This is a genomic window from Dyadobacter luteus, from assembly GCF_003383615.1.
Taxonomy (GTDB): domain Bacteria; phylum Bacteroidota; class Bacteroidia; order Cytophagales; family Spirosomataceae; genus Dyadobacter; species Dyadobacter luteus.
Genome location: NZ_QNUL01000013.1, coordinates 74,401 through 96,510 on the forward strand (window position 1 = coordinate 74,401; position 22,110 = coordinate 96,510).

Consider the following 22,110-nt stretch of genomic DNA (forward strand, 5'->3'; position numbering starts at 1 on the left):
TGTCGAATGAGTAATCCAATGCACCATCAATCTTTTTTTGTCAATCTATACTTACCTTGCAGCAATTGAAAAGTTAATTGTAAATAAGGGACAGGAAGACAAATATGGAATTACTGATGTATCTGGTGTTGGGAATAATTGTGGGAGCTGCAATTGGTTATTTCATGTCAAAGGCGGGTTCGGGTGCAGCCCATCAGAATGAATTGCGCCGGTTGAATGAAACGGAGCTTGACTATCGCGAATTGAAAACCAGAACTTCGGTAGAAATCGAGGTTCTTCAAAAAAACATAACGGAACAAACCGAAGAAAACAGAGTTCTCAAATCTGAAATTCATAGTCAGTTACAAAGCCAGAGACTTATTCAGAACGATTTGTCCACAATAACAGCCAATCTGCAAGCGACTAAACAGATGTTGGCAGAAAAAAACGCTGATCTGGTTCGTTCAAAAAAGGAGCTTGAATTATTGCAGCAGGATCTCAATTCAGCCAACCAACGCCTGGCCACTGCCTACGCAGAAAACAATGCGCTCAGCGATAAACTGGAAACTCAGAAGATTGAAATCGAAAATCTGGGAGCCAAATTTAATCTGGAATTTAAAAACATGGCGAATGAAATTCTGGAAACAAAAACTGCCACCTTCACCGAACTCAACAAGACAAATCTGAATCTGATACTCGAACCTCTGGGACGTAATATTGCTGAGTTTAAAAATAGGGTTGAAGAGGTCTACATCAAAGAAGCGCAAGAGCGGTTTTCTCTGGGCAATGAAGTTTCCAAACTGGCGGAACTGAACCGGATCATCAGTGACGAGGCACGCAATCTGACCAAGGCACTGAAAGGCGAAGCCAAAACGCAGGGAAGATGGGGAGAAATGATACTCGAAAGCATTCTGGAGCGATCAGGACTGGTAAAAGGAAGAGAATATTTTATGGAGCATGAACTTCGGGATGCCGACGGAGTTGCACTCCGCTCTGATCTGGCAGGAAAGAAAATGCGCCCGGATGCAGTCATTAAATATCCGGACAACAGGAATGTGATCATCGATTCAAAGGTTTCATTGAATGCATTTACCCGCCTCATTGCAGCCGTGGACGTTGATGAACAGAAGTCAGAATTGAACGCCCATATTTCAGCCATCAAATCTCACATCATTTCTCTGAGTGCAAAAGGATACGATGATTATGACAAATCTCTTGATTTTGTAATGCTTTTCGTTCCGAGCGAACCAGCGTATATCGCTGCTTTGCAGGGAGATCCGGATCTCTGGAATTTTGCCTACGATAAAAAAATCCTGCTACTCAGTCCTACAAATCTTATTACTTCACTGAAACTGATTGTGGACCTTTGGAAAAGGGAATACCAAAACCAGAATACACTTGAAATTGCGGAACGAGGTGCTAAGCTATATGACAAGTTTTATGCATTTGTATCTAATTTGAAAGACGTTGGCTCCCATATGGAAAAGGCGCAATTTAAATATGGGGAAGCGTTTAAGCAGCTCTCCGTTGGCAACGATAATCTGGTTCTTCAGGCCACCAAACTGAAAGAACTGGGATTAAAAACAAAGAAAAATCTGCCGGATCTGGGGATTTCCGGTTCTGCGGACGAAGATAAACTGATCGCCGGAGAATAAGAGTTGATTGAGAACTGATGATGAGCAATGGCCTATATCCGATGCTCATCATCAAAATATCACTTAATGCATCACCAGCACTTTCTGTTGTAGCACCTGTTCTTTATGATGTAGCCTGACAACATACACGCCCGAAGGAATCTCGTTAATCTGAATTTCAAGGTTTCCTTTTCTTCCGGTAACGTCCTGTTTGTGTAAAACACTACCACTTGCAGTAATCAGCTCGATGGATTGATAGTCTTTATCCAAGAGCACATTCAGTATGCCGGAGTCAATGAATGATGGTCTGATAAAATCATTCTTCGCACTGTACTCATCCATGATCGAAATCACTCTGGAATAGCGATAAGTTTCATCCAGATCGACCATTTTCAAACGATAATAAGCACTGGCAAAATTACCGGTTACATGAGAGAACTGGTATTTCGCTCCCTCAGTAAGGCTTACGGGAAGCACAGTTCCCACATTAGCAAATGATTTCATATCTGCGCTGTACTCTACTTCAAACGCCTTGAAATTTACTTCTCTCGTAGTTTCCCACAGCAATTTATTCCCTTCAATGGTTTTCGTTCCGCGAAACTGAGTGAGTGTCACCGGAAGAGCCCCACTTGCCTCAATATGATACAATGCTCCTGAATTGAGATTCACGGCATACAACTCCCCGTTTTCCGCCTCTCCTATATCGGATATTCTCGTAATATTCTGTGCAGGAGATCCGGTTGTAGCAGCAGGACGTATAGTTGTCGTCCAGCCCGTGTTGGTAGAATTCCGCTTAATCAACTGAAACTCCCCTGAAAAGTGATCAGTACCCACATAGTAACCTATCAGATCCAGGTATCTGCTACCGCGGTAAACTACCCCTCCAATTACCGAAGCCCCGTCATATTCGTAAGCAGGAGAATAGTTAGAAAACGTTCCGCATTTAGGGTTAGCAGTACTACTGGCATAAATGGCATTTCCCTCAAAACAATTCCATCCGTAGTTCACTCCCGGTGCGGTAGCAGCAGCTCGAAAATCAATTTCTTCCCAATTGTTTTGTCCTACATCTCCGATCCACATATCTCCCGTTGCCCGATCAAAGCTCCACCTGAACGGATTGCGCAAACCATAGTCGAACACCTCATTACCAAATGGATTGCCTGCCGGAATCGTATACGGATTTCCTGTAGTATAGTCGTTCACATTAATCCTTAACATTTTACCCAACAAATAGGGCAGATCACCATCCTCTTCGGTCCGTTGCGCATTGTTCTTTGGATCTCCGGCATTGCCTCCATCACCCGTTGATATATAAAGCAGTCTGTCCCGTCCGAAATGCATTTCACCTCCGTTATGATTGCTCTCCCCCTCATGCAGAATTTCCAGCACCACCCCTGCCTCTGTAACTGTTGCTACATTACTCAACGGGTCGCCAACCTTATATCTTTCAATGATCAAATTGCCCGGCTGATCAGTATAAAAAGCAAAAAAAACGCCCCGGTTAGTACCAGAGGCGTTGGCGTAGTCAGGATGAAAGGCGATGCTCAGCAATCCACCTTCACCAAGTGTACCTACTTTTGCAACAGGTGCATTGAGATTCAAAAACGTAGTGAGGGAAGGTGTAGTAGCATTGCTGTTAAAAACTTTCATAACACCGGCTCGCTCTGTTACAAAAATACGTCCGGTACCATCTCCCGCATGGAGCACCTGCATGGGAGCAGATAAGCCCGTTGTAAATACGGGATTCAGAGTCAACACAGATGGCTGTGCAAACACGGGACAGGAAAGCATCGTAAGACATAAAAAGCTGCCGAAAAGTAAAGCAAAAGCCGACTTTCCAGGATTTGGATTTCTGATAACGTGCTGCATCTTAAGTAAAGTTTAGATTGGCATATACATTAAAATTATTTCTACTTTTATTGCAGAAAAAATATTACAATTTCCATGCCGAAATGCTGCACTTTACTTAATTGAAATTTCCAGGATATTTGTATTGTAACCTGAACGCTTTCTATTATTTATCAAATAGTTATCTCAATACCACCTTGGCCGCCTTTACCGCCTTCACCCGAGAAAACTTACTCCTTTACTCTCCATCTGATTTTACATTTATTCCAGCAGGTTTTCTGTTTTTGTCAGAAACTTCCCTGTCGCTTCATTGATATCTAAATTCATTCGTTGGGCAAGGATCGTAAGCCACCAAACACATTCCCCAAGTTTGTGTTCCAGCTCAGCAATTGTCTGTTCACCCTTCGGCCAGCGCCCCTGTTGCGACATAGTCAGACGCCCCACTAAACCGGCGTCAGTAAGGAATGCCAGTGCATCTTCTTCTACCATCCACTCACTACCATGATGTTGCTGTTCCAGCTGGTGGTATCGCTCCCTGATTTTCAGCGACCGTTCTTTGATTTCCTTTAAATCTAAATCTTTCATAAGTGATTAATTTTAGCTCAATTTCTTCTATTTAACATCATAACCGACAAGTGCCACTTCTACCCCGATTTATAATGGGAGTAAAATGGCACCGGATTGGTAAGGTACAGATAAAGTAACCGATAGTAATAATTTAATATTATGGTTGATTTCAGGGATATAAAATCAATTCTGAATCCATTAGATTTGTATACTCTGACAAAATCCATTTAACCAACACTCAACAATTGTTTAAAAGCCTTGACCTGCTTCTAATGAAGGCAATGCCTTTATCACTCATTGTCGGGTGGTTTCATTTTGCTAAAATTGTGTGTAATAAAACACGACATTCTCAATCCTCCCCGAGCACATTATGTATTAACCATGTAAATAATTATAATGAAAAAATTCCTGCTATTCTTCACGCTCACTCTTTCTATAACATCTGTACAAGCGCAATTGCTCGACAGAATGCGTAACAAGGTGGAACGAAAACTGGAGCAAAAAATAGACGAGTCTATTGATAAAGCAACGCAACCAAAAAAGAAGACGACAACCACTGAAACCAAATCTTCGTCCCAGACTTCCAGTACTTCTGAAGTTTCATCGCAAACATCTTCAGAGCCTGCTGATAAGGCTGCATCAACAGTGTCTGCAGATAATGTAGTTGCAAAACCAGCTGTTGCAGATCTTACATCTTATTCCAAATTTGACTTTATTCCTGGTGACAAGATCATCATGCATGAAGATTTTTCTCAGGAGGCAACCGGTGATTTCCCTACCAATTGGAATACCAGATCGGGCGCAGAAGTTGTTACGCTGAACAATCGTTCAGGAAAATGGCTCCGATTAGCTCAGTCTGGCGTGTTCTACCCCGAGAACATAGACAATCTGCCTGAAAACTTTACTGTGCAGATGGAAGTGATGGCGAACAAGGATATTGCGGGTATCGGACAATGGATGATCAGCCTGATGGAAACTAAAAATGTGGATGAAAAATTCAGTTATGCAGATAACCTCAGTTGGAAGGGTGCTGCTAATTTTAAACTATGTTTTCAGCCTGCTGCATCAGGTAAAGGAACCATGCACTATTCAACCAACCTGATCGGTCAGCAATATAAATCCGGTACTCCAGAATTTGCTAAACCTGAGAAGCTATCAGTAAAAATAGCGATCTGGCGCCAAAAACAACGTGTTCGTGTGTATCTGGATAGCACTAAGGTACTGGATCTTCCGCGTGCATTAGATGCAAATGCTACTTTGAATTCGTTAGTTTTCTCTGCCAGCAACCCGGAATATGACAATAAAGAGGGTGCATTTTTCATGAGTAATATCGTAGTTGCGGTAGGAGCTCCGGATCTTCGGAATAAATTGGCTACTGAAGGAAAATTCAGTACCAACGGAATTTTGTTTGACGTAAACAGTGACAAAATCAAACCTGAATCTTACGGAAGTATCCAAAGTATCGCTCAGGTACTCAAAGACAATGCCTCACTAAAAGTCAACATCATAGGCCATACAGATGCTGATGGAAATGACGCGGGTAATCTGGAGCTATCCAAAAGAAGGGCACTTGCGGTAAAACAGACACTTTCAAATACCTTTGGTATCGAAGCGGCCCGTTTGGAAAGCGATGGAAAAGGGAAAACCGAACCTGTAGATTCTAACGACACACCTGCCGGCAAAGCGAATAACCGTAGAGTGGAGTTTATAAAGCTTTAATGAATGATTCCTGTCCGGCTACGATTTCATTGCTCGTTGTCGTAACCGGACAGGCTCATTCATTAAAGCTTTTCGACGTAGGATTTAAAATGTGCCAGCAGACCATCCCAATTCTTGTCCAGAATTAACTTTTTATCAAAAAGTTGTCCACCGATGCCAAGCCCTGCTGCTCCGGCTTTCAGAAACTGATCCATATTCTCCAGACCTACACCTCCTGTAGGCAATAATTTCAACTGATCAAGCGGCCCCAGTACATCTTTGATATATTCCGGTCCTAACACTGTAGCAGGAAATACTTTCACTACAGGAGCTCCCAGAGCCCATGCTTTATAAATTTCGGATGGCGTATATGCTCCGGGGAATACGGGTATTTTTCGCTTTACGCAAGTCTTCACTACTTTCTTATCCAGAATAGGTGTGACGATGAACTGCGCTCCTGCATCTAATGCTTTCTCCAGATCTTCAAGTGTACACACTGTTCCTGCTCCGATATTTAAACCTTCTGCTTCTTTGGATCGGGCATACCTGATTATGTCCGTTGCTCCGGGCGTATTCATGGTTATTTCAATGGTTGTAAGTCCCGCTGCACGATAAACAGGCAGAATCTCTTTTACCACTTCCATTGACAAATTTCTTACGATACCTACAATGGGGGCCTTCTGAAATAGCTCCCAGGAAAACTTTTTATCACTCATATCTTGAATTTTTTCATCACCTAATCGTCTGCCGGCTGTGGTACTGTCCATAACCTGACGCTGATATTAATAAAAAACGGAGGAAACACCAAAGTGATTCCTCCGCTGGTAATCAGTATGAACGCAGAATCAGGAAATTCCCTTGAAAGAAGGTTCCTGAATAAATGGCTGGTTTCTCAGTCGCTGCTTCGTAGCTTTATATAATGCATTTGCCACGGCACCACCGGTCGGCGGCAGTGCAGGCTCACCAAGGCCTGTTGGCGATATGCCATTTTCAACAAAATGGACATCTACTTCAGGAATTTCATTCATTCTGATCAACCGGAAACCATCAAAATTTCGTTGATCGGGCGCCCCTTCCTTAAAGGTCATATTACCATACATGGCATGCCCCATTCCATCGACCACCCCTCCTCTTACCTGCTGTAACGAACCACTTTTGTTGATCACAATACCACAGTCCACTGCGGCAATAATATTCTTCAATACGGGTTTTCCTTTTTCCATCACCACTTCACCCACCTGCGCTACATAGGATCTATGAGAAAAGTAAACGCTGAAGCCTTGATGAACGCCTTTCTTTTTACCCCAGTTGCTTTTTTCAGCAGCCAGTTTAATCACAGCAATCATTCTTTCAATATCGTATTTCACCTCACCAACAGGCTTTTTCTTCGCTTTTTCAAGTAATTCCAAACGGAACTGAATAGGATCCTTGCCGGCAGCTTCAGCTACTTCATCCAAAAATGATTGCTCGGCATAAGCCAAAAAGTTGGTAATAGGCGCGCGCCACGGTCCTGTTGTGATTGGAGATTTATGATCTACCGAATCAATCAGTAAGTTGTCCACAGAACCGGAAGGAAAATTATCTTCTCTTGTACTGTTGCCCGCATTCATTCCTACACCACGCAGTTTATAGCCGATCATCTGACCGGTTTTATCCAGTGCTGCTTCAAATTTATAGCGTACGGCAGGGCGGTAAGTCCCTCCTGTCATATCGTCTTCTCGTGTCCAGATCACCTTTACAGGTGCTTTTACCAATTTCGAAACATGCACTGCTTCCGTAACAAAATCTGCAGACAGACGTCGTCCGAAACCACCACCTTGCCGCGTAATTTCAACAGACACTTTTTCAGGAGGTACACCGGCAATTTTCGCTGCCTCTGCACGTGCGCGGTCGGGTGTTTGTGTTGGTCCTACCAGCTCTACTCCATCCTCTTTCACATGGGCAAAAAAGTTCATTGGTTCCAGCGGACTGTGCGCAAGAAACGGGCACTGATACTCAGAAGTAATTACTTTCGCGGCATTCTTAAATGCACTTTCAACATCTCCGTTTTTTCTTCGAACAGTTCCTTCACCATTCTGCATCAATTGCGCGAATATGCGGTTGTGATCTTCTGAACTTTCCAGATCCGCCTGTTTCTCATATTCAATTTTGAGTGCTTCACGCGCTTTTTGTACCTGCCAGGTCGACTTGCCCACCACGGCTACACTGTTCTCAAAAGTGACTACATCTACAATACCGGGCATCGCTTTCGCTGCTTTGGAATCTACCGATTTCAGCTTAAAACCAAATGCTTTCGGACGTTGGATTACAGCAAACAACATTCCTTCCCGATAAAAATCCAGACCGAAAAGTGGTTTACCGGTAGCGATATTATGGTTATCCACATTGCGAACCGATTTACCGATCAGCTTAAAATCCTTTTCATCTTTGAGTTTTACTTCTTTCGGAGCCGTGAGTTTTGAAGCATCTTCAGCCAGTTCACCGTATGTCAGTGACTTTCCGGATGCCTTGTGGAATACCTTGCCATTGTCAGTCGTACATTCCAATGCAGGAACTTTCCAACGATTTGCAGCTGCCTCTACCAGCAAATGCCGCGCGATCGCTCCTGCCTTTCTCAATCTCTCCCACGAATGCGGAACAGCGCCACTACCTCCTGTTACTTGCCTCTCAAAAGCACCTGAATCCAGATTTCCCTGAACAGTCTTCACCAGTTTCCAGTCGGCATCCAGCTCTTCGGCAACCACCATCGGGAAAGCCGTTTTGATACCCTGACCGATTTCCGGATTTGGAGATATAATGGTGATGATATTGTCAATCCCGATCGACAGATAACTGTTAAAGTTAACTGAACCTGCAGCTACCTGCCCTGCCTCTACAACTACCGGCAAAGCAGAAGAATTAGTCCAGTTGAAGCCAAGAAAAAGGCCACCACCGGCAGCAGCAGCAAGCTTCATAAAGCTTCTGCGCGATGTATTTTCCAATGTTTGCATGATTATTTCGATTTAGAGGCTGCTACTTTTACTGCTTCCCGTATCCGGTGGTAGGTTCCGCAACGACAAAGGTTACCACTCATTGTAGCAACAATTTCTTCATCTGTGGGTTTGGGCTTTTCTTTGAGCAGCGCAGCAGCAGTCATAATCTGGCCTGCCTGACAATAACCACATTGGACTACATCCACTTCATCCCAGGCCTTTTGTACAGGATGATCTCCTTTTTCGGAAAGACCTTCAATAGTGGTTACTTTACCATTACCTACTGCCGATACCGGTAGCACGCAGGAACGAACTGCCTTACCATCCAAATGAACCGTACACGCACCACATTGTGCAATGCCGCAGCCATACTTTGTTCCTACCAGACCCAGATTGTCGCGAAGCACCCATAAAAGCGGGGTATCCTCAGCAACATCCGCACTATAAGAACGGTTGTTAATTGTTAATTTTAATAACGCCATGGTGAATTATTGTTTCTTGTGAGGTTTAGAAATTCTGAAGCAACTGACTTTCAAAAAACCATTCAGGTATGAACAAATTCAGGTTGTTCAGTAAGCAAGGTTCCTAAGTTACAAAATATCGAAGAAAACGCCAGAGTTTCGGGCATTTTTTCAAATTGTATATACCTGAAAATCAAATCATAAGATCGATATAGATACCAAAATACAACGACTATAAATCCCTGAACTTCATGCAGATATTGTAACGTATCTTATAAAATACGATATTGAAATACCAATAACTCCTTTCTCTTCTGCACCGTTATGAAAAAAATAATTTCGTTATTCTTTATCCTCTTATGCATTTTTGCGGCCTATCTTGTCTTCAATACCTTCACTACCAAATCCCGCCAAATCACAGCTGATCCTAAACCTTACGTCAAAGTAAATGAAACTGCGGTAGCCCATTTGCAAAAGGCGATTACCTTTCAGACTATATCTTACGACGACAGCAGCAAGTTGGACAGCAGCGCCTTTCTCGGGTTTCACGCGTTTCTTGTCACTGCTTTTCCGAATACCTTTAAGACACTCTCTGTCGAAAATGTGAATAAATACAGTCTGCTTTTTCACTGGAAAGGGAAGTCATCGGAGAATCCTTTAATTATGATGGCTCACCAGGATGTTGTACCCGTAGAAGACGGAACTTTGAAAAACTGGGATGCCGCGCCTTATTCAGGTAAACTTTTGAATGGATTTGTTTATGGAAGGGGTTCTATAGATGACAAAGGAAGTCTGATGGCCATTCTGGAGGCGGTGGAATTGCTGGTGAAAGAAGGTTTTACTCCGGAGACCGACATCTATTTTGCATTTGGACATGATGAAGAAGCATCAGGAAAATACGGTGCTACGGCAATGGCCAGGCTTTTCAAAGAAAGGAAAATTAAACCGGCTATGGTACTGGACGAGGGCGGGATCATTACCAAAAATAAAGTTCCGGGAATTACGAAACCTATAGCGGTGATCGGCATTGCGGAAAAAGGATATGTGACCCTGGATATGCGTATCACTGTTCCCGGCGGGCACTCTTCCATGCCGGAAAAGCAAACTGCAATTGATGAAATGGCTAAAGCTGTGGTCAAACTAAAAGACAATCCATTCCCGCCGGATATGGGTTATGTTCTCAACTCTTTTCTTGATTTTATAGGTCCGGAAATGCCATTTGTCAGCAGGATGGCCATGGCGAACAGGACAATCTTCAAACCACTCATTTTTAGCACGTATTCCAAAACAGCAACCGGCAGCGCTCTTATCCGTACTACTACAGCCACTACCATTTTTGATGCAGGCATAAAAGAGAATGTGGTTCCGGGACAAGCTACCGCAACGGTCAACTTCCGTACACAACCCGGCACTAATGTAGCCGATGTTGTTGCTTATGTTAAGGAAATCATTGACAACGATAAGATCACCATTACTCCCAGAGCCGGTAGCAGCGAGCCTAAGCAGGTAGCGGATGTGGAGCATTATACCTTTAAATCCATTCAAAACACACTCCATGCTTTGGACAAGGAGCTTATTGTTGCTCCGTACCTCGTATTAGGTGCAACTGATGCACGCTTTTTCGGAGATCTCACGCAGCAGGTGTTCAGATTTACACCTTTTACGGATCCGGAGGGATTTCATGGGATTAATGAGCGCATCAGTGTTGAGAGCTACAAAAAAGGTATCGGATTTTACTATCAGTTTCTGAAAGACTGGTAAAACACATATAACCCGTCACTTCTTAGCAACCCTGCTTCCGGTTGTCTGGTCGTTGATTTTCACCTTGAACATCAATGGCCAGTTCTTACCCGTCAGATAAAATAGCTTTTCTGACGGGTGATAGGCTATCCCATTCAGAACGTCTCTTCTTGCGTCCACATTCGCAGGAACCATGCCTTGCATGTCCATCGCTGCTACTACTTTTCCTGTAACTGCATCAATCCTGATGATCTTTGTGCTTTCGAAAATATTGGCATAGATATATCCATTTACATATTCCAGCTCATTGATATTACGAACCGGTCCATGCTGATCATATACTTCCAAATCGCCGGTTTTTTCATATTCGGTATTGTAGAAGTGAATCTTGTTAGAGCCATCACTCGTCATCAGTGTTGTGTCTTTATGCGTAAGCCCCCACCCCTGAAAATAGTAGGTAAAGGTCTTGTCTAAGGTGAAATCCATATTGTATCTGAAACAAACACCCGACTGCCAGGTCAACTGATAGATTTTATCATTGACAATGGTTATACCCTCCCCGAAATACTGCTGATCCAGATTAACAGATTTCAGTGCTGCACCTGTTTTGGGATCTATTTTGAGCAGTTGAGACTTGCCATTTTCACCGGTTCCTTCATATAACTCCCCTTTATGAAATTCCAGTCCTTCCGTAAAACTCGTGGGAAGATGTGGGAAATTGGAAATCACCGTATACTTCATTTCTCCCGGCACAATATCTGAAACCATCTCAAACCTGAGCGTATCTGCAAAAGCGACACCTTTCGCCTTTCCGGATACAGCGAGCTGATGCCATCCGGTCTTGTTCATACCGAAAGCCACCGCTGCCGAATCAGTACCTTTCAAAGTATGCACTGTATTTTCTCCGTTAATGTTTACCTGAAGATCTGTAACTGTGCCAGCAAATCCTATTTGAAGTGAATCTCCGATTGTATAACGTGATTTCAACAGGCCGGCCACAGGTACTTGCCCGGTTTCTTCTGCTATCTTTTCCGTTTTTGCTTCCTGTTTACAAGCATAGAAGCTACCAGTAAGTATTAGTGCGAAGAGTGTATGTTTCAGCGTTAATGACATTTCTTTATCGAATGTTGAATTTATAACTAATGGTAAAGGTAATCATCCCGCTCATACCCTGCTTAGCCGATTTCATATTTTACATTATCCTACTGACAACCAGCTGACTTCCTATTTTACGGTAAATGACAAGCTAAGCCTTGTGTTTAAATTTACCTCCCTGAATATCAGCTATAGTCGAACAAAATAATAAGAAATATGAAGCGCCGGACCAACATCATCCTGATCGTAATTTGTATAACTTTCTTCAGTGCCTTTCGCCTGGCAGACAGCATTATTGAGAATCTTGGGTTACAACACCAATATGCTCAGAGAATCATTCTGAACAATATTATCGGGCGGCAGTATCATAGTCCGGTCGATATCAACGAAGAGGGGATTTCAAATGCTGAGTCTATAGATGGCCAGACAAGAGCTTTCACGATCCCCCGGGCCAGAATGCTGCAAACCATAATAGAGGGAGATAAAAATGCTGCTACTAACGAGCTTTGTCAATATATTAAGGAGTACGTTCACAGCGAAAAATTTCTCAGAGATTACGAGACAGCCAGAAAATCAGCCACACCTACTGATGAGCCCACACCAATGGATCCCGCATTGTATGAGCAGATGAAACAATCTGTGAAACAACAGGAAGCAGAAATAGCCAAATTGAAAGGCAATAAACAGATTCCGGCAGCCGCTTTAAAGAAAGCAGAAGAAGCTGTAGCGGATCAAAAGAAGATGCTGGCGCAAGGAAATGATCCGACTCCCAACAAAACTTATTGGTTAAAGACTTACCCCGAAAATCCGGCAGTGCTGATAAAAACAAGATTGGAAGAGTATGTCAAACTGGTTTCAACTGTTGATTTCAATGCGGCTTTAACTGTGAACGGCAGAAGAAAAACATTTACCAATCCGGTTTATGAGAAGAAATCCCTGAAATGGAAAGCAGTGTATCGGGCGGGTAAGGATGTCAATACAACAGCCAGTGCATTTGCCAAAGAATGGATCCAGCAAGGGATTAAACTGGGATCCGTTCAATCAATACCTACCGATGAGACAAATAGAAAGCCAGCTAATGCATCGAAAACAGAATCTAGCTCAGCTCAACCGGCTTCCACAACTTCTTCACAGCAGGAAGAAACCAAAAAGAGCGATCCGGTAAAAGAAGGTTTTAAGTCCATGAAGGAAAAGGCCAAAAAGATATGGAACTAAAATGCCACAGAACCTACTCTCCGGAGTTTGGTTCTGTGGCATTTTAATAAGTTATTAGTCATCTATCAGGCTTCCCCTCCCGGTCCGCCGAAGCTGATCGGAAAATTGAAGCTTGGCTCGTTATCCTGTGAATTAGGAATCGGCCCGTATTGGTCTTCGTATTTTTTAATATTGTCTTTTAAAGCAGCAACCAGACGTTTCGCATGCTCCGGTGTCACTATAATTCTTGCCTTCACTTTCGCGCGTGGGACACCAGGCATCAGACGTATAAAATCAAGGATAAATTCACTGTTGGAGTGAGCTATCATCGCAAGATTAGAATAGACTCCTTCCGCCATTTCTTCTGATAGCTCAACGTTTATTTGCTGTTCGTTTTCTTTATTCTCTTCCATTTTTGAGGTTTTGGTAGCTGCTTTTGTAGTGATGTTCCTATGCAATACAGGCTGTGAGGTCGTAAATTACTAAATTTAACCAGCATGTAAAAACAAAGAGCCGGTTCTACTTTGCGCAGAACCGGCTCTTTTTATCTGTTTGAATTCCGACTAGGCTAATTCACGCTTTTTACGTGATTGCTTTTCGCGGGATTCAGCTAGTGCATCGTACTCCTCTTGTGAACCCACAATCAGATTTTCGTACTTACGCATACCTGTACCGGCCGGGATCAGGTGACCTACGATCACGTTCTCTTTCAGACCTTTCAGTTCATCGCGTTTTCCACGTACAGCCGCTTCAGAAAGCACCTTGGTTGTTTCTTGGAACGAAGCCGCAGAAACAAAACTTTCAGTACCAAGAGAAGCTTGTGTGATACCCATCAAAGTAGGTTTCGCAACAGCCGCTTGCGCGTCACGTGCTACTACCAATTTAAGGTCACGACGTTTCAGGCTTGAATTCTCATCACGCAGACGGCGTACAGAAATGATCATACCTGGTTTCAGTGTATCCGAGCTACCAGCGTCTTCTACAACTTTAAGATCAAGTATTTTATCATTTTCTTCACGGAATACAACACGGTCAACCGGCTGCATTTCGAGGAAGTTAGTATCACCAGCGTCAAGGATTTCTACCTTCTGCATCATCTGACGAACGATACATTCGATGTGCTTATCATTGATCTTCACACCTTGCAGACGGTATACCTCCTGAATTTCATTCACAAGATATTCCTGAACTGCTGTTGGTCCTTTGATAGAAAGGATATCAGCAGGAGTAATGGCACCATCTGACAATGGATCACCAGCTCTTACGAAGTCACCATCCTGAACAAGAATGTGTTTCGAAAGTGCTACCATGTAACGACGTTGTGTACCATCTCTTGACTCGATATGAATTTCACGGTTACCACGTTTCACACCACCATACGTTACAACACCGTCGATTTCCGACACCGTTGCAGGGTTAGATGGGTTACGTGCTTCGAACAATTCAGTTACACGAGGAAGACCTCCGGTAATATCACGGGTCTTACCAACAACACGAGGAATTTTCGCCAGTGGCTGACCTGCTTTAATGCTGGTTCCTGCTTTTACAACCAAACGAGCTCCTACAGGAAGGTTATAACCTTTTTCAGTCTGATCTTTCAACAACGTTGATTTACCATTTACCACGATAGCCGGGTTTTTGGTTTTATCACGAGTTTCAATGATCACCGACTCCTGGAAGCCTGTTTGCTCATCAAATTCTTCACGGTAAGTAATACCTTCTTCGATTGCATCGAAAGAAACCTTTCCTGTAAATTCAGAAAGAATTACCGCGTGATATGGATCCCATGTACAAAGCTCTTGTCCTTTGAATACTTTATCACCTTCTTTTACAAGTAAGTGAGCTCCGTAAGGAACGTTATTCGAAATCAGAAGCTGACCTGTTTCAGGATGAACGATTTTCACCTCTCCTGAACGACCCATTACTACAGTAATAGGATCACCTTCTGAATTAACAGACTCAACAAGACGTAGCTCTTCAAATTGAATAACCCCGTCGAATTTCGCTTTGATGTTTGCATCAACGGAAATGTTAGATGCAGTACCACCGACGTGGAATGTACGAAGTGTAAGCTGCGTACCTGGCTCACCGATTGACTGAGATGCAATTACACCTACAGCTTCACCGATATTCACCATATGCGCCGAAGCAAGTGAACGTCCGTAGCATTTCGCACAAACACCATTACGTGTTTCACAAGTCAATACTGAACGAATTTCAACAGTTTCGATGCTTGTTTCGTCGATCTGAGCAGCAATTTCTTCAGTGATTTCCTGTCCGGATACAAGGATAACTTCACCAGACAAAGGATCAAACACGTCATGAACACTTACACGACCAAGGATACGCTCAGAAAGTGGTTCAACGATATCTTCGTTGTCTTTCAAAGCAGAGATAGCAATACCACGAAGTGATCCGCAATCCTCTTCAACAACTACAACATCCTGGGCAACATCATGCAAACGACGTGTCAGGTAACCCGCATCAGCCGTTTTCAAGGCTGTATCTGCAAGACCTTTACGCGCACCGTGGGTTGAGATAAAGTACTCAAGAACGTCAAGACCTTCTTTAAAGTTAGAAAGGATCGGGTTCTCGATGATTTCTCCTGCACCACCAGCGATGTTTTTCTGAGGCTTAGCCATAAGACCCCTCATTCCACCCAACTGACGAATCTGTTCACGGGATCCACGCGCACCTGAGTGCATCATCATGTAGATAGAGTTAAATCCACCCTGATCCGTTTCCAGTTGTTTCATCAATGTTTCTGTGATACGTGAGTTAACACGCGTCCAGATATCAATCACCTGGTTGTAACGTTCGTTCTCAGTGATAAGACCCATCAAGTAGTTACTCCAAACGTTTTCAACGTCTACTTTCGCTTGCTCGATCAATTTGATCTTTTCATCCGGAACCATTACGTCGTTCAATCCCATTGACAAACCACCTTTGAAGGCCATTTGGAAACCAAGTTCTTTGATCTCATCAAGGAATTGTGCACAACGTGCAACACCGGCAAGTTTGAATACCAAACCGATGATCTGCTGCAATTTCTTCTTAGTCAAAAGCTCATTGATATAACCTACTGACTCAGGAACAGCCTGGTTGAACAGGATACGTCCGGCAACAGTGTCAATCAATTTGATTTCGAAAGTTCCGTCTTCGTTACGTACACGCAGACGGCACTTGATATTAGCATGCTTCGAAAGCTTGCCTTCATTGATCGCAATAATTACTTCTTCAGGACCGTAGAAGATCATTCCCTCTCCCTGAATAGGATATTGAGGGGTACTTACACGACCTTTAGTTACATAATACAGACCCAAAACCATGTCCTGAGATGGGACCGTAATAGGTGCACCGTTGGCAGGGTTAAGGATGTTATGAGAAGAAAGCATCAACATCGAAGCCTCCAAAACGGCTTCCTGACCCAATGGCACGTGAACGGCCATCTGGTCACCGTCAAAGTCAGCATTGAATGCAGTACACACAAGTGGGTGCAACTGGATCGCTTTTCCTTCAATCAGCTTAGGCTGGAATGCCTGGATACCCAAACGGTGAAGCGTTGGAGCACGGTTAAGAAGAACAGGATGTCCTTTCAATACGTTTTCCAAAATATCCCAGATCACAGGATCCTTACGGTCTACGATCTTCTTCGCTGATTTTACAGTTTTAACGATACCACGCTCGATCAGCTTACGGATAATAAACGGCTTGAATAGCTCAGCCGCCATATCTTTTGGCAAACCACATTCGTGCAGTTTCAATTCAGGACCTACAACGATAACCGAACGACCAGAATAATCGACACGCTTACCAAGCAAGTTCTGACGGAAACGTCCCTGCTTTCCTTTCAGCATATCTGAAAGTGATTTCAGAGCACGGTTGCCTTCTGAACGCACTGCATTTACTTTACGGCTGTTATCAAAAAGCGAATCTACCGCTTCCTGCAACATACGTTTTTCGTTACGCAAGATTACCTCAGGAGCTTTGATTTCGATCAGACGCTTCAAACGGTTGTTGCGAATGATCACACGACGGTAAAGGTCGTTCAAATCGGAAGTCGCAAAACGACCACCATCAAGAGGTACAAGCGGACGAAGTTCCGGTGGAATAACAGGTACCATTTTGATCACCATCCACTCAGGACGGTTTTCGATACGCGTATTTGCATCACGGAAAGCTTCAACAACTTTCAGACGTTTCAAGGCTTCTGCCTTACGCTGCTGAGAAGTATCTGTTGCAGCCTGGTGACGAAGCTCATAAGAAAGTTCATCAAGCTTAATACGGCTCAACAACATTTCAAGTGCATCAGCACCCATTTTCGCGATAAACTTATTTGGATCCGTGTCCGGAAGCAATTGGTTTTCGCGAGGTAATTTATCAACGATGTCAAGGTATTCGTCTTCTGTAAGGAAGTCAAGATAGCTAACGCCATCCTCTTCTTTAATACCAGCCTGAACTACAGCATATCGCTCGTAGTAAATGATCTGATCCAATTTTTTGGTAGACAACCCAAGCAGGTAACCGATTTTGTTCGGCAAACTGCGGAAGTACCAGATATGCGCTACAGGAACTACAAGTTCAATGTGGCCCATACGCTCACGACGTACTTTTTTCTCAGTAACCTCTACGCCGCAACGGTCGCAGATGATACCTTTATAACGAATACGTTTGTATTTACCGCAATGACATTCCCAATCCTTCACAGGACCGAAAATACGCTCACAGAACAACCCACCCATTTCCGGCTTGTAGGTCCGGTAGTTGATGGTTTCAGGCTGGGTTACTTCACCGAAAGAGCTCTCAAGGATAGACTCAGGTGATGCCAGACTGATCGTCATTCTGGAAAAATCACTATTAAGTTTTTTGTTCTTTTTGAAAGACATAATTAAAAAGTCGTTTGTCTTGTTAGTCGAAATTCAAATTGTATTGCATTTCTAAGGAGCGCTAAAAAGCGCTCCTTACGACTAAAAATTAGTCCAGCGTAATTTCCAATGCCAATCCACGAAGCTCGTGAACAAGTACATTGAATGACTCCGGAATATTTGGTTTCGGAAGGTTTTCACCTTTCACGATTGCTTCGTAAGCTTTGGCACGGCCCACAACATCATCCGACTTAACGGTAAGGATTTCCTGAAGAATGTGAGATGCACCGAATGCTTCAAGCGCCCACACTTCCATCTCTCCAAAACGCTGACCTCCAAACTGTGCTTTACCACCCAACGGTTGTTGCGTGATAAGAGAGTACGGTCCGATTGAACGGGCGTGCATCTTATCGTCAACAAGGTGCCCAAGCTTCATCATATACATAAGACCTACTGTAACCGGTTGGTCAAATTGCTCTCCTGTCAAACCATTGTACAGGTAAGTACGTCCCCATTCCGGCAAACCAGCTTCCGCCAATTCCGCAGCAACCTCAGCTTCTGTTGCTCCGTCAAAGATTGGTGTAGCGTATCTGCGGCCCAGTTTCAAACCAGCCCATGCAAGGATTGTTTCATAGATCTGACCGATGTTCATACGAGAAGGTACCCCAAGTGGGTTCAACACGATGTTCATTGGTGTTCCGTCTTCAAGGAATGGCATGTCTTCATCACGTACAATACGGGCAACAACCCCTTTGTTACCGTGACGACCCGCCATTTTATCCCCAACTTTCAGCTTACGTTTCTTAGCGATATATACTTTCGCCAATTTCACGATACCAGCAGGAAGTTCATCACCTACTTCAAGAGCAAAACGATCGCGTTTGAAACGACCCATCAATTCACTACGTGAGTTAAGGTAATTTTTCAGAACAAGTGAGATCTGAGCGTTCGTTTCTGCATCCTCACTCCATGAGTCAGTCAATACATCACCGATAAGGTTTACCTCTTCAGCAACTGCATACTGGCTTTCGTCACGGTATGGGTTATTTGCAGGGAACAAGTTTTCAGAGATATTTCTCACGTTAAACTTCATTCCTTTCGAGATCAACTCATCACCAAACTTGTGCTTCACACCTGAAGATGTTTTGCCGTCAGTAAGTGTAACAAGTTTTTCGATAATACGTCCGCGAAGTGCTGTCAGATCACGACCATATTTCTTCATCAAAAGACGTAGTTCGTCTTTATGTTTTGCACGCTCCTCTTTTGTAGGACGAGAGAAAAGTTTGGTATCAATAACCACACCTTTCATAGATGGCGGTGCTTTTTTAGAAGCATCCTTCACATCACCAGCCTTATCTCCGAAGATTGCACGAAGCAATTTCTCTTCCGGAGTAGGATCTGACTCTCCCTTAGGAGTGATTTTACCGATCAGGATATCACCTTCTTTTACTTCAGTACCAACTTGTACGATACCGTTTTCATCAAGGTTTTTAACCGTTTCCTCACTTACGTTAGGAATCTCAGCAGTCAATTCTTCTTCTCCGCGTTTTGTATCACGCACTTCCAGTTCAAATTCTTCAATGTGAATAGAAGTGAAGATATCATCACGAACCACTTTTTCCGAGATTACAATCGCATCCTCAAAGTTGTATCCCTGCCAAGGCATGAACGCAACCAAAAGGTTACGACCCAAAGCAAGTTCACCACCTTCTGTACCGTATCCCTGGCAAAGTGCTTCACCTTTCTTCACCTTCTGTCCTTTAAGAACCATTGGCTGAAGGTTAAGGCAAGTATCCTGGTTGGTACGACGGAACTTCACAAGGTCGTAAGCAACGCTGTCGTCGATAAAGCTAACAAGACGATCTGCATCAGTTCTGTCATATTTAACTACGATTTTCTTCGCATCAACGTACTCAATAACACCGTCACCTTCGGCAACAACAAGTGCACGGGAATCCATTGCAACGCGTTTTTCAAGACCGGTACCTACAATCGGTGCTTGTGGACGCAACAATGGAACACCCTGGCGCTGCATGTTCGATCCCATCAGGGCACGGTTAGCATCATCGTGTTCAAGGAATGGAATAAGTGATGCCGCAACAGATACAATCTGGTTGGCAGCAACGTCCATATAAGACGCCTGAGATGGATCCACCATTGGGAAGTCACCTTCAAAACGCGTCTTGATTTTTTCTACCGTAAAGTTTCCTTCTGCATCTACAGAGGCGTTAGCCTGAGCAATGTATTTGGAATCTTCTTCCTCGGCAGTCATATAGATAAGCTCATCAGTAAGCTTTCCTGCGCCATCGATAACACGGTAAGGTGTTTCGATAAAGCCCATTCCGTTTACTTTCGCAAACACGCAAAGAGAAGAAATCAAACCAATGTTTGGACCTTCCGGTGTCTCAATTGTACAAAGACGACCGTAGTGCGTGTAGTGAACGTCACGAACCTCGAAACCTGCTCTTTCACGGGAAAGACCACCAGGCCCAAGTGCTGACATACGACGCTTGTGCGTAATCTCAGCCAATGGGTTTGTCTGGTCCATAAACTGAGAAAGCTGGTTGGTACCGAAGAACGAGTTAATAACAGAAGACAATGTACGCGCGTTGATCAAATCAACAGGCTTGAAGTCTTCGTTATCACGTACGTTCATACGCTCCTTAATGGTACGTGCCATACGTGCAAGACCCACACCGAACTGCGCATAAAGCTGCTCACCTACGGTACGAACACGACGGTTTGACAAGTGGTCAATATCATCGACAACCGCTTTAGCATTGATCAGACCGATCAGATACTTCACGATAGAAACGATATCACCAGTAGTCAGTACGCGAACATCAAGACTAGTGTCAGAACCTAATTTTTTGTTGATACGGTAACGCCCAACATCACCCAGGTCATAACGCTTATCACTGAAGAACAAACTTTGGATTACGTCTCTTGCAGTTTGCTCATCCGGTGCTTCCGCATTACGAAGCTGGCGGTAAATTTGCTCAACAGCTTCCTTATCGGAGTTAGAGCTATCTTTTTGAAGCGTATTATAAATGATGTTATAATCCGCAACGTTCATATCATCTTTGTGAAGGATCACTGATTTCTGACCAGATTCAAGGATTACCTCGATATCGTCAGTTGTGATCGTTGAATCACGCTCCAGCAATACTTCGTTACGCTGAATAGATACAACCTCACCAGTATCCTCATCCACGAAATCTTCTGTCCAGGTACGTAATACCCTTGCAGCCAAACGACGGCCAACCGCCTTTTTAAGATTAGCAGAAGTTGCTACGATTTCCTCTGAAAGACCAAACAGGTCAAGGATATCTTTATCAGATCCGAAACCGATTGCTCTCAAAAGAGTTGTAACAGGGAATTTTTTCTTACGGTCGATATAAGCATACATCACGTTGTTTACATCCGTCGAGAATTCAATCCATGAACCTTTGAACGGAATGATACGTGCTGAATACAACTTAGATCCGTTGGTGTGCTTGCTCATTGAGAAGAACACACCAGGTGAACGGTGTAGCTGAGATACAATTACACGTTCTGCTCCATTGATCACGAAAGAACCACGTTCTGTCATGTAAGGAATGTTTCCAAGGAATACTTCCTGCTCAATAGTTTCAAATTCTTCGTGGTCTGCATCATTACAGATCAAACGCAGTTTCGCTTTCAAAGGAACTGCATAAGTCAATCCACGGTCAATAGATTCGTCAACAGAATACTTCGGTGGTTCAAGAAGATAATCAATGAACTCTAGCACGAAGTTGTCGCGCGAATCTGCAATTGGAAAGTTTTCAGCGAAAACTTTGTACAATCCTTCGTCAGAACGATCTTCAACTGATGTATCCAGACTGAAGAAATCCCGGAACGCCTGAACCTGGATCCCTAACAAATCCGGATAATCGATGATCTGATTGATCCTGGAGAAATTAATTCTGGGTGTTTTTTTAATTGTAGCCAAGGCTATTTCTGATTTGGGTTAGAAGAACGAAAAACTTAGCATAAGCCGTTGCGGCTGCTGGCAATCGTACTAATTAGTTTAAAA

At 43.5% G+C, this 22,110-nt stretch carries 13 protein-coding genes; 4 read left to right on the plus strand and 9 right to left on the minus strand.

Annotated elements, in window-relative coordinates; genetic code table 11:
• The first annotated feature begins 104 nt into the window (after positions 1-104).
• The gene (locus tag DSL64_RS16365; RefSeq protein ID WP_115831988.1) at positions 105-1,634 is read left to right on the plus strand and encodes a DNA recombination protein RmuC; all 1,530 of its coding nucleotides are present in this window, start codon (positions 105-107) and stop codon (positions 1,632-1,634) included.
• Between the two features lie 63 nt (positions 1,635-1,697).
• Here DSL64_RS16365 and DSL64_RS16370 read toward each other — a convergent pair whose 3' ends face one another.
• Positions 1,698-3,482, minus strand: a complete 1,785-nt coding sequence (locus DSL64_RS16370) for a PQQ-dependent sugar dehydrogenase (protein WP_115831989.1) — start codon at positions 3,480-3,482, stop codon at positions 1,698-1,700.
• Positions 3,483-3,722: 240 nt separating this feature from the next.
• Entirely contained in the window at positions 3,723-4,046 is a 324-nt protein-coding gene (locus tag DSL64_RS16375; RefSeq protein WP_115831990.1) for a nucleoside triphosphate pyrophosphohydrolase family protein, read from the minus strand.
• Between the two features lie 378 nt (positions 4,047-4,424).
• On the opposite strand from DSL64_RS16375, the gene DSL64_RS16380 reads away from it, so the two are divergent.
• Positions 4,425-5,747: an OmpA family protein gene (locus DSL64_RS16380; RefSeq protein ID WP_115831991.1), complete on the plus strand. Its 1,323-nt coding sequence runs from the start codon at positions 4,425-4,427 to the stop codon at positions 5,745-5,747.
• Between the two features lie 62 nt (positions 5,748-5,809).
• Here DSL64_RS16380 and DSL64_RS16385 read toward each other — a convergent pair whose 3' ends face one another.
• The 3 genes from DSL64_RS16385 to DSL64_RS16395 all read right to left on the minus strand — a co-directional run bounded on the left by DSL64_RS16385 (position 5,810) and on the right by DSL64_RS16395 (position 9,180).
• The gene (locus tag DSL64_RS16385; RefSeq protein WP_115832067.1) at positions 5,810-6,442 is read right to left on the minus strand and encodes a bifunctional 4-hydroxy-2-oxoglutarate aldolase/2-dehydro-3-deoxy-phosphogluconate aldolase; all 633 of its coding nucleotides are present in this window, start codon (positions 6,440-6,442) and stop codon (positions 5,810-5,812) included.
• Between the two features lie 129 nt (positions 6,443-6,571).
• Positions 6,572-8,716, minus strand: coding sequence for a molybdopterin cofactor-binding domain-containing protein (locus tag DSL64_RS16390; protein WP_115831992.1), 2,145 nt, complete (start codon positions 8,714-8,716; stop codon positions 6,572-6,574).
• A 2-nt stretch (positions 8,717-8,718) separates the two neighbouring features.
• A complete protein-coding gene (locus tag DSL64_RS16395; RefSeq protein WP_115831993.1) occupies positions 8,719-9,180 on the minus strand; it encodes a (2Fe-2S)-binding protein in 462 nt (153 codons plus the stop codon).
• 303 nt (positions 9,181-9,483) lie between these two features.
• On the opposite strand from DSL64_RS16395, the gene DSL64_RS16400 reads away from it, so the two are divergent.
• A complete protein-coding gene (locus tag DSL64_RS16400) occupies positions 9,484-10,920 on the plus strand; it encodes a M20 family peptidase (RefSeq protein ID WP_115831994.1) in 1,437 nt (478 codons plus the stop codon).
• Positions 10,921-10,935: 15 nt separating this feature from the next.
• Here the strand turns inward: DSL64_RS16400 and DSL64_RS16405 are convergent, their stop codons facing one another.
• The gene (locus DSL64_RS16405) at positions 10,936-12,012 is read right to left on the minus strand and encodes a glutaminyl-peptide cyclotransferase (RefSeq protein WP_115831995.1); all 1,077 of its coding nucleotides are present in this window, start codon (positions 12,010-12,012) and stop codon (positions 10,936-10,938) included.
• Positions 12,013-12,210: 198 nt separating this feature from the next.
• Here DSL64_RS16405 and DSL64_RS16410 point away from each other — a divergent pair, with 198 nt between their 5' ends.
• Positions 12,211-13,209, plus strand: a complete 999-nt coding sequence (locus DSL64_RS16410) for a hypothetical protein (protein WP_115831996.1) — start codon at positions 12,211-12,213, stop codon at positions 13,207-13,209.
• A gap of 65 nt (positions 13,210-13,274) precedes the next feature.
• Here DSL64_RS16410 and DSL64_RS16415 read toward each other — a convergent pair whose 3' ends face one another.
• The 3 genes from DSL64_RS16415 to rpoB form a co-directional block, all read right to left on the minus strand.
• On the minus strand, positions 13,275-13,601 hold the full coding sequence (locus tag DSL64_RS16415) for a DUF3467 domain-containing protein (RefSeq protein ID WP_115831997.1): 327 nt from the start codon (positions 13,599-13,601) through the stop codon (positions 13,275-13,277).
• Between the two features lie 150 nt (positions 13,602-13,751).
• The gene (gene rpoC, locus DSL64_RS16420; protein ID WP_115831998.1) at positions 13,752-18,074 is read right to left on the minus strand and encodes a DNA-directed RNA polymerase subunit beta'; all 4,323 of its coding nucleotides are present in this window, start codon (positions 18,072-18,074) and stop codon (positions 13,752-13,754) included.
• Positions 18,075-18,162: 88 nt separating this feature from the next.
• Positions 18,163-22,026 carry a DNA-directed RNA polymerase subunit beta gene (gene rpoB / locus DSL64_RS16425; protein WP_115831999.1) on the minus strand — a complete coding sequence of 1,288 codons (3,864 nt, stop codon included), beginning with the start codon at positions 22,024-22,026 and terminating at the stop codon, positions 18,163-18,165.
• Positions 22,027-22,110: the final 84 nt, after the last annotated feature.

Coding starts and splice junctions, on each gene's coding strand:
- DSL64_RS16365 (WP_115831988.1), top strand. CDS start 105: ATGGAATTACTGATGTATCTGGTGTTGGGAATAATTGTGGGAGCTGCA.
- DSL64_RS16370 (WP_115831989.1), bottom strand. CDS start 3,482: ATGCAGCACGTTATCAGAAATCCAAATCCTGGAAAGTCGGCTTTTGCT.
- DSL64_RS16375 (WP_115831990.1), bottom strand. CDS start 4,046: ATGAAAGATTTAGATTTAAAGGAAATCAAAGAACGGTCGCTGAAAATC.
- DSL64_RS16380 (WP_115831991.1), top strand. CDS start 4,425: ATGAAAAAATTCCTGCTATTCTTCACGCTCACTCTTTCTATAACATCT.
- DSL64_RS16385 (WP_115832067.1), bottom strand. CDS start 6,442: ATGAGTGATAAAAAGTTTTCCTGGGAGCTATTTCAGAAGGCCCCCATT.
- DSL64_RS16390 (WP_115831992.1), bottom strand. CDS start 8,716: ATGCAAACATTGGAAAATACATCGCGCAGAAGCTTTATGAAGCTTGCT.
- DSL64_RS16395 (WP_115831993.1), bottom strand. CDS start 9,180: ATGGCGTTATTAAAATTAACAATTAACAACCGTTCTTATAGTGCGGAT.
- DSL64_RS16400 (WP_115831994.1), top strand. CDS start 9,484: ATGAAAAAAATAATTTCGTTATTCTTTATCCTCTTATGCATTTTTGCG.
- DSL64_RS16405 (WP_115831995.1), bottom strand. CDS start 12,012: ATGTCATTAACGCTGAAACATACACTCTTCGCACTAATACTTACTGGT.
- DSL64_RS16410 (WP_115831996.1), top strand. CDS start 12,211: ATGAAGCGCCGGACCAACATCATCCTGATCGTAATTTGTATAACTTTC.
- DSL64_RS16415 (WP_115831997.1), bottom strand. CDS start 13,601: ATGGAAGAGAATAAAGAAAACGAACAGCAAATAAACGTTGAGCTATCA.
- rpoC (WP_115831998.1), bottom strand. CDS start 18,074: ATGTCTTTCAAAAAGAACAAAAAACTTAATAGTGATTTTTCCAGAATG.